8 protein-coding genes and 2 pseudogenes are annotated in these 7956 nt (G+C 71.4%); 2 read left to right on the forward strand and 8 right to left on the reverse strand.

All coding sequences use genetic code 11. From position 1 onward, the window contains the following. Nucleotides 1-429: pseudogene (locus AC1HC7_RS11390) on the forward strand (hypothetical protein); the annotation flags it as partial. A 217-nt stretch (nt 430-646) separates the two neighbouring features. On the opposite strand, the gene AC1HC7_RS11395 reads toward AC1HC7_RS11390, so the two are convergent. The 6 genes from AC1HC7_RS11395 to AC1HC7_RS11420 form a co-directional block, all read right to left on the reverse strand. Next, the gene (locus tag AC1HC7_RS11395; RefSeq protein WP_479497451.1) at nt 647-1303 is read right to left on the reverse strand and encodes a LuxR C-terminal-related transcriptional regulator; all 657 of its coding nucleotides are present in this window, start codon (nt 1301-1303) and stop codon (nt 647-649) included. Further along, the gene (locus tag AC1HC7_RS11400) at nt 1296-2738 is read right to left on the reverse strand and encodes a sensor histidine kinase (RefSeq protein WP_479497450.1); all 1443 of its coding nucleotides are present in this window, start codon (nt 2736-2738) and stop codon (nt 1296-1298) included. Before AC1HC7_RS11400 ends, AC1HC7_RS11395 begins: the two co-directional genes overlap by 8 nt. A gap of 200 nt (nt 2739-2938) precedes the next feature. Next, on the reverse strand, nt 2939-4369 hold the full coding sequence (merA, locus tag AC1HC7_RS11405) for a mercury(II) reductase (protein WP_479497449.1): 1431 nt from the start codon (nt 4367-4369) through the stop codon (nt 2939-2941). Next, complete coding sequence (gene merF / locus AC1HC7_RS11410) at nt 4362-4748, reverse strand: mercury resistance system transport protein MerF (protein WP_479497448.1); 387 nt, start codon at nt 4746-4748, stop codon at nt 4362-4364. Before merF ends, merA begins: the two co-directional genes overlap by 8 nt. Nucleotides 4749-4831: 83 nt before the next feature. After that, nucleotides 4832-5134 carry a hypothetical protein gene (locus AC1HC7_RS11415; protein WP_479497447.1) on the reverse strand — a complete coding sequence of 101 codons (303 nt, stop codon included), beginning with the start codon at nt 5132-5134 and terminating at the stop codon, nt 4832-4834. A gap of 17 nt (nt 5135-5151) precedes the next feature. Beyond that, the gene (locus AC1HC7_RS11420) at nt 5152-5565 is read right to left on the reverse strand and encodes a mercuric transporter MerT family protein (RefSeq protein ID WP_479497446.1); all 414 of its coding nucleotides are present in this window, start codon (nt 5563-5565) and stop codon (nt 5152-5154) included. Between the two features lie 91 nt (nt 5566-5656). Between AC1HC7_RS11420 and AC1HC7_RS11425 the strand changes: the two genes are divergently transcribed. Next, on the forward strand, nt 5657-6121 hold the full coding sequence (locus AC1HC7_RS11425; RefSeq protein WP_479497445.1) for a MerR family transcriptional regulator: 465 nt from the start codon (nt 5657-5659) through the stop codon (nt 6119-6121). 14 nt (nt 6122-6135) lie between these two features. Here the strand turns inward: AC1HC7_RS11425 and AC1HC7_RS11430 are convergent, their stop codons facing one another. Both AC1HC7_RS11430 and AC1HC7_RS11435 read right to left on the reverse strand, forming a co-directional pair. After that, nucleotides 6136-7404 carry a capsule biosynthesis protein gene (locus AC1HC7_RS11430; RefSeq protein ID WP_479499032.1) on the reverse strand — a complete coding sequence of 423 codons (1269 nt, stop codon included), beginning with the start codon at nt 7402-7404 and terminating at the stop codon, nt 6136-6138. A 38-nt stretch (nt 7405-7442) separates the two neighbouring features. After that, nucleotides 7443-7956: pseudogene (locus AC1HC7_RS11435) on the reverse strand (DMT family transporter); the annotation flags it as partial.

A 7956-nucleotide genomic window follows, 5' to 3' on the forward strand; every position in this document is an offset into this window, starting at 1 on the left:
GGCGGCAACGACGACGGCGGCAACAGCGGCAGCGGCTCAGGCGATGACGGCGGCAACGACGACGGCGGCAACAGCGGCAGCGGCTCAGGCGATGACGGCGGCAACGACGACGGTGGCAACAGCGGCAGCGGCTCAGGCGGCGACGACGGCCGCGCGGCCGGCGCGCGCGGTCGCGACTCCGACCGGGGGCGCGAGAAGGGCGGCGGCAATCGCGAGGGCGCCAGCCGCTCCGGGCGCTCGTTCACCGGCAAGGACGGTTCGCGCGTCGAGGTGTCGGGCCGCGACATCTCGGTCAACTATCCGGACGGCTGGAGGGAATCGATCCAGAACGACCGCTACGAACTGAGCGATTCGGACGACAACACCGTGGTCGAACGCGCCGCCACCGACAAGGACCGCGCGCGCCTCGACGACATCGCCGGCTATTGAGGGAAACTCGTCGAGGAACGGCGCACGGGCCCCCCGACGACGCAACTGTCGGATCTCTCCGGACTCGGGAGGCGGCGAATACGCAACGCGCCTCCATGCGCCACGCGACCAACGCCAAGCACCTCTGTGGCGGCCCCATGGGGCCGGTCGTTCCCGCCGGCGCAGACGCGTCGGCGATGATCTGGAAGGCGACGATCTGAAATCCGCGCGGCGCCGGTCACTTGCTGCGCCCGCCGCCCCAGGCCTCCTGAGCCAGCACCGCCGCCTCGACCCGGTTGCGCACCTGCAGCTTGTGCAGGATCGCGGTCATGTAATGCTTCACGGTCTTTTCCTGGAGGTCGAGCGCCCGCCCGACTTCCTTGTTGGACTGCCCGCGCGCCACCAGGCGCAGGATCTCCTCCTCGCGCTTGGTCAGATCGTCGAGCAGGTCTTCATGCTGGGGCTTCTTGGGTTCGCGCATGGCGCTGAGCAGCCGCGCCGCCAGCGCCGGGGACACGTAGGACCGCCCCTCGGCCACGTCGCCGGCGACGCGGGCCAGTTCGGCGCCGCTGACGCCCTTGAGGATGTAGCCGGTGGCGCCGGCCTTCAGCGCCTCCATCACGTCCTCATCGGCCTCGGACACCGTGAGCATGGCGATGCGCGCGCCGGATCCGCCGGCCGAGATGCGCCGCGCCGCGCCGATGCCGCCCCCGGGCATGGAGATGTCCAGCAGTATCAGGTCCGGCGCGCAGTCCAGCGCCAGCGCCACCGCCGCGTCGGCGTCGGCGCATTCGCCCACAAGTTCGAAACGCCCGGTCTCCACCAGCGTGCGCGCGACGCCGTCGCGATACAGCGGGTGGTCGTCGGCGATCATCACCCGAATGGGGTCAGTCATGGCGGCTTCCTCCGTCGAGGTCCAATGTCATGCTCAGATGCGCGCCCTTGCCGGGCGCGCTGCTGATTTCAAACAATCCGCCGAGGCTTTCAACCCTGTCGCGCAGGCCGGGCAGGCCAAGCCCGCCCGCCCCGGACGAAGCGCTGGCCTGCGCGCCGGTGTCCGCAGCGTCAAAGCCGGGGCCTGAATCCGACACCCGCACCCGCACCGTGCCTTCGCGCACGACCATGCTCACCACCAGCCCCTTGCCGCCGGCGTGGCGCAGGGCGTTCGACAGGCCCTCCTGCACGAAACGGTAGACGCAGATCTTCAGCGACTGGGCCACCGCGTCGCTGCCGTCGCCGCGAATGCGCAGCGTCACCTCGGCGCCCGAAAGCTGCTGATGCGCCGCCACCGCGCGCCGGACCACGTCGCCCAGCGGCAGGTTCTCGACCTCCGGCAGGGTCAGCCCGCGGGATATGTCGCGGATGTCGCGCATGGCGTCATCCAGCGCCTGGCGCACGATCTCGACTTCCTTGTCGCGGGATCCGCGGTCGCCGATGCCGGTCACCGCGTCAAGGCGCAGCGCCGCGAAGCCCAGCAGCTGCGCCGGGCCGTCATGCAGATCGGCGCCGATGCGGCGCAGGTAGCGTTCGTTGCGCGCCGCGGCGCGGCTGGTGGCGTCCTGCACCCGGCGACGCAGCGTGGCGTTCTGGTCGGCCAGCGCCGCCAGCTGGCCGATGCGCGCCTCCAGCGCGCGTTGCTGGCGGGCGATGGTGCGGCTGCCCCCCAGCACGATGCCGAACAGCAGCGCCCCCATGGACAGGGTCACCGCCGCCACCATCAGCCAGGTCTTCATCCGCGCTTCCAGCAGGCTGGCGCGCAGCTCCACCGCGGTTTCGTAGAATTCGGCCACGGCGATGACCTCGCCCGACCAGACCTCGCGCACCGGGCTGTAGATCTCCAGCAGCGGCATGCCGATGGCGCGCTCGTGCTTGTTCTCGGCGCCGCTCAGGTCCTCGAACACCGCCGAGACCTCGCCGCGCCACGCCGCCATGTGGCGGTCGCTGGGTTCGAATCGCTGGCCGATCAGCGAGGGATCTGAGGCGTGCACCACCAGCCCGCCCTTCTTCCAGATCTTGAACGACACCACCCGTTCGCCCAGCGGCGTGTCCTGGAAAATCTCCTTGAGCGCCTGGCGCGCCCCGGGACCCAGCGTGTCCGCGCGGCGCAGGTCCTGGGTCAGCGGCGCGATGAAGCTTTCCATGTAGAGCGCGGTGGAGATCGCGGTGTTGGACACCACGCCGTCCTCGATCCGCTGGGACACCCAGCTGCCGATGGCCAGCGCCCCCGCCAGCAGCACGAGGCTGCCCGCCAGCGCGAATCGCTGCGCCAGGCTGAAGCGGCGCCAGCGCGGCGTGGCCTCGACCGTGACCAGGGGCGGGTTTTCCTTCATGGCCGGAGGCTACCCCATGGCGGGCGGCGGCGAAACTCGGCCTCTTGACGGAAATGGATCAGACCATGGTCCGATCCGCGCCGGGCGCGCCCCCTCGCGCCGGATGGCGGCGTCCGCAGGCGCACCCGTGGACGCATCCGGGCCAAACCCAGTCGAAAACCCCGCGCCGGCGCCGGGTTTGGCGGGGCGCGGGTCGGGCGTCAGCCGGCGCAGCAGGACAATTTGCTCACGTCCATGTCAAAGGTCTGGGCGGCGAGCTTCAGCGCCTCGACCGTGGTCAGATACGGAAACACCGTTTCGGCCAGTTGCTGATAGGTGAACCCCGCCTTGATGGCGATCGCCGCCGTCTGGATGGATTCGGCCCCCTCGGGGGCCAGCACATGCGCCCCCAGCAGCCGCCCGTCGGCGCTGTCGGCGACCAGCTTGACCAGTCCGCGCGTGTCCCGCGCCGCCAGCGCGCGCGGCACGTTGTCAAGCGTCAGGACCGAGGTCTTGACCGCAATGCCCTGCGCCCGCGCGGCGCGCTCGGTCAGCCCGACGCTCGCCGCCTGCGGGTCGCTGAAGGTCACCGCCGGCATGGCGGCGTTGTCATAGACCAGCGCGTTGCCGTTCAGGGCGTTGCTCGCGGCGATCCTGGCGCCGTAGGCCGCCATGTAGACGAACTGATCGCGCCCGGTGACGTCCCCCGCCGCATAGACCCCGGCGCGCGAACTGCGCATCCGGTCATCGACCGCGATTCCGCCGTTTTCGCCCAGCGTCACGCCGGCGGCGCGCAGATTCATCCCGTCGCTGTTGGGGCGGCGCCCGGTGGCGATCAGCACCTGCGCCGCCTCGATCGCCAGCGGCGCGCCGTCCCGCGTCAGGTGCAGGCGAACGCCGTCCTGCGTGGTCTCGATGCGCGCGTAGGCGATGCCCGAAACGATGTCCATGCCCTCATCGGCGAGATATCCGGCCAGCGCGGCGCTGATCTCCGGTTCGGCCTCGGGCAGCGGGCCGCGGCGGCTGACCAGCGTCACCGCCGTCCCGGCGCGGGCGAAGGTCTGGGCGATCTCGACCCCCACATAGCCGGCGCCGATCACCAGCAGCGAATCGGGCAGGGTTTCGAGCTCCAGCGCCGCGGCGCTGTCGAGGCAGGCCACGTCCTCGATGCCCGGAATCGACGGGATCGCCGGGCGCGATCCGGTGGCGATGACGATCCGGTCCGCCGTCAGCGTCTGTCCGGCCACCGTCAGCGCGCCGTCGTCGTCAAAGCGCGCGCGTCCCTCCCGATAGGCGATATTGTCGTATTCGGGCAGGATGTCGGTGTATTTCGCCGCCCGCAATTCATCCACCAGCGCCTGTTTCTGCGCCACCATGGCGGCCCAGTCGACGATGCGGGCGCTGGCCTCGACGCCGTCGAAACGCGCGGCGGCGCGGGCGACATGCACGGGTTCCACGGCGCGGATCAGCGCCTTGGAGGGCACGCAGCCCACATTGACGCAGGTCCCGCCGATCGTGCCATGTCCGATCAGCGTCACCCGCGCGCCCAGATCGGCGGCGGTGATGGCGGCGGAAAACCCCGCCGAGCCGGCGCCGATCACCGCGACATGCAGGCCCTCGGGCGCGCTGCGCCCGGACCGGGATTCAGACATGCGGGCGCTCCCGCCCCGGCGCGCCGCGTCCGGCGCGCCGCAGCCAGAGCCAATAGGCCGCCACCGCCGCCGCCGCCGCGATCGAAATCCGCAGCGCGTAGCGGAATTCCAGCCAGATGATCAGCGCCGACAGGACGATCACCGCCGCGAGGATGGCGTTGCGCGGACAGGGCGCGGGGCGCCCGGCCTGGATCCACAGCGCCTGCGCCACGATCCCCAGCGACGCGAACATCAGCGGGAACAGCGCGTAATCGAGCCAGCCGACAAAGGCCGACAGCCCCAGCCCGGCAAACACCAGCACCAGCAGCGGCGTGAAGCAGCAAACCGCCGCGATCACCGACCCGACAAGGCCGGTTCCGAGAAGCTTCTTGTCGTTCATTTCAACATGAACTCCCTTGAATTGTCGGCGGATGCGCCCCGGGTCTTCGGAGTCGCCAGGCGTTGGGCCGGTCGCGGCGCGGGTCAGGATCCCTCGGCGCCGTCAAGCACCCGCGCCGCGTAACCGTAGCTGTCGGGCTTTGCGGCGATCTCCGCGGGCGTGGTCTGCGCGTCGTCGTAGCTGACCACGAACACCGCGGTGCTGGTTTCGGCGTCATAGGCGCCTTCCAGCACCCGGGCGCTGGCCGCCTCCTGCATGGCGCGCGCGGCGATATAGGGGCAGGAGGCGCAAAACAGGCCGCCGACCTCGATTCTCGCCGAACGCTGTTCAGCGGCGGCCGGCAGCGCCGTCAGCAGCGCAAGAGAAGCGATCAGGAGCGATTTCATGGTTTTCGGCCCTTCCATCAGTAGCTCAGGACATACGGAACGAGATACGGAAACGCGATCGCCGCCAGCACGATCGCCGTCGCGCCCCATAGCGAGGTTTTCATCAGGCGTCGCGGCAGCGGCCGCGCGCAGGCGCCGTCGGCGCAGGGCGCCGGGCGGTAGACCTTGTGGAATCCGTAGGCGAGGCAGGCGGCGGCGAAGGCGAAGATCCAGCCCTTGTATTGCGCCATGGCCGCCATGCGTCCGATCCATGCGCCGGTGGCCCCGAGGCTGAACAGCGCCAGCGGAAGGATGCAGCAGGAGGTCATCGCCACCGCCCCGATCACGCCGCCCGCCGCCGCGATGCGCCCGCCATCGGGCGTGTGCGCGGGCGGCGCCGGGTCGGCGGCGCCCGCCGTTTGCTGGCTTTCGATCGTCCGGGACGGCGTCATGGGGTCTCCGTTGCGTGACTGCGCCTGCCGGTCTACTGTCTGTAGCGACTACAGATGCAAGCGCCGTCGCGCCCCGGGAGATCACGAAATCGTGAGCAAGCATTCGGAAACAAGTCGGAAGGGGCGGACCGCGACCCCCGGCAATGCGAACTGGAGCGGGCGCATCGGCGCGGCGTCACGGCTGAGCGGCGTCCATATCGAGACCATCCGCTATTACGAACGCATCGGCCTCATCCCGCCGCCCCTGCGCAGCGGCGGCGGCGCGCGGGTCTATGACGCCACGCTGCTGCGCCGCCTGACCTTCATCAAGCGCAGCCGCGAACTGGGCTTCAGCATCCGCGAGATCCAGGCGTTGCTCGACATGACCGACCGGCGCGATTTCACTTGCGCCGAGATCAACGGCATCGCGCTTGACCATCTGGGCGCGATCCGGGCGCGGATCGCCGATCTGGGGCGGCTCGAGGCGACATTGGCGCAGATGGCGGCGGAATGCAGCCGCGGCGAGGTGCCGGACTGTCCGATCCTCGATGCGCTGATGGAGGTCCCGCCGCGCTGACCGCGGCGGCGCCGTCAGCCGCGAAACGGCAGGCGCGGCGGTTCGAGCATCCGCGCCGCCATGGCCTCGGCGCCCGGCGCTGCGCCCTCGCCGTCGAAATTGCCGCGCAGCTGCGTGGCCCAGCCCAGCGCGCACAGAAAATCCGCGACCAGCGGCGGGTCGGGCGGGCGCGGCGCGCCCCAGAAAGCGTCGAGCGGCGCCGGATCGGTCATGCCCGCGACATCGAACAGCGCCGCGCCCAGGGTTTTGACGGGCCGCCCCGCCGCCAGCGCGCTCAGCCCGACGGTGGAATTCACCGTCACCACCCCGGCGCATCGCGCGATCAGCGCGTCGAGATCGCCGCCGTCGATCACCTCGACCCGGTCCGCGAGGCCAAGCTCGCGCGCCCGCCCGCGCAGCAGCCGCCGCCACGGCGTCAGGCCGTTGTCCATGGGGTGTTCCTTGACCAGCAGCCGCGCGCCGCGCGGCGCATGGGCGGCGAAGGACTCCACCACCTTGCGCGCAGTGTCGCGCAGATCGGCGTCCGGCCCGTGGGCGCGGATCTGGAAATCGGTGCGCAGCTGCAACGGAAACAGAAACAGCGGGTTGTTGTCCGAATCCGCCTCGGCCCAACCCGCGCAAACCCGCGCCGCACGCCGCCGCCGCCCGCCCGCGCCCAGCATTTTCCGCGCGAACCCGGCGTATTCCGCCAGCGGGTGCCAGATCTGGTGGCGCTGGTAGCCCGGCGTCATCGCCCAGCCCAGCGCCAGATTCGACAGGTTCCAGGCGATGTCCATGGCTGCGTAGGCCGCGAAGCTCGACCGGTAGATGCGCGTCGCCTCGGGCGCCGAACCCGGATGCGCGGCCGCAAGCGCCCGGATCGCGCCCGGGTCGCGAGGCATCAGCGAATTGGCGCCGCCGCCCACCGGTTCCAGCGTCAGCCAGTCGGGGCGCGCATAGCCCAGCTCCGCGTGATGCGTCCGCACGCCCATGCGCCGCGCGCGGGCGATGGCGGGGCGATGAAACGGCCGGTTGTCGCCGAGCAGCGCCAGATCCGTCACCGCCTCGCGCCGCATGAAATCCTCGACGTGATCGGGCCAATCCGCCGCGGTCCCGCGATAGACCCGCCCGCCGCCGCGCCGCCAGAACAGCCAGTCGCCGGGGCAAAGATGCAGGCGCAGCACGGTCGCGCCGCGCGCCTCCAGCGCATCGGCGAGCCGTGCGAAAAACAACGAGGACGGGCCCTGCAGCAGCAGCACCCTGCGCGCCCCCTCGCCCCCGCCTCCGCCCTCGCCTCCATCCATGTCCAACCCCGCTTGTCGCCGCCCGCCCCCGGCGATTATCAGCCGCTCGCCAGAACGACAACGCCCGCCACCATGACAGCGCCCCAGGCCAGTCGGCGCCCGAGCTCGGCCTCGCCCAGCAGCAGCCCGCCCGCCAGCACCGTGAGAAGCCCGCTCAACTCCCGCGTCGGGGCCACGTAGACCACCGGCGTGAAGCTCGGCGCGGTGAGCGCGAGGATGTAGGCCAGCGGGTTGAACAGCGCGATCACGATCACCCCGCGCCGATGCGCGCGCCACAGCCGCGCCACCTGCGCCCGGCGCCGGAACGCCACCGGGGCCAGGATGACCGCGCGCCCGACGCTGGAGACGTAGTCCAGCAGCAATGGCGGGATCAGCAGCGTTGACACCGCGCAGGCGTCCCACGCGGCATCGCCGCCGATCAGCGTCCCGGCGGCGATGCCGAACCCCAGCGACAGCGCCGCGCGGCGCGCGCCGCGCCAGAAGCCGCCCGTCAGGGACAGCCCACCCCCGATCACCGCGCCCCCCCCCCCCGCGAACCGGGGGGTCAGGGAC

It is taken from the genome of Oceanicella sp. (assembly GCF_056449545.1).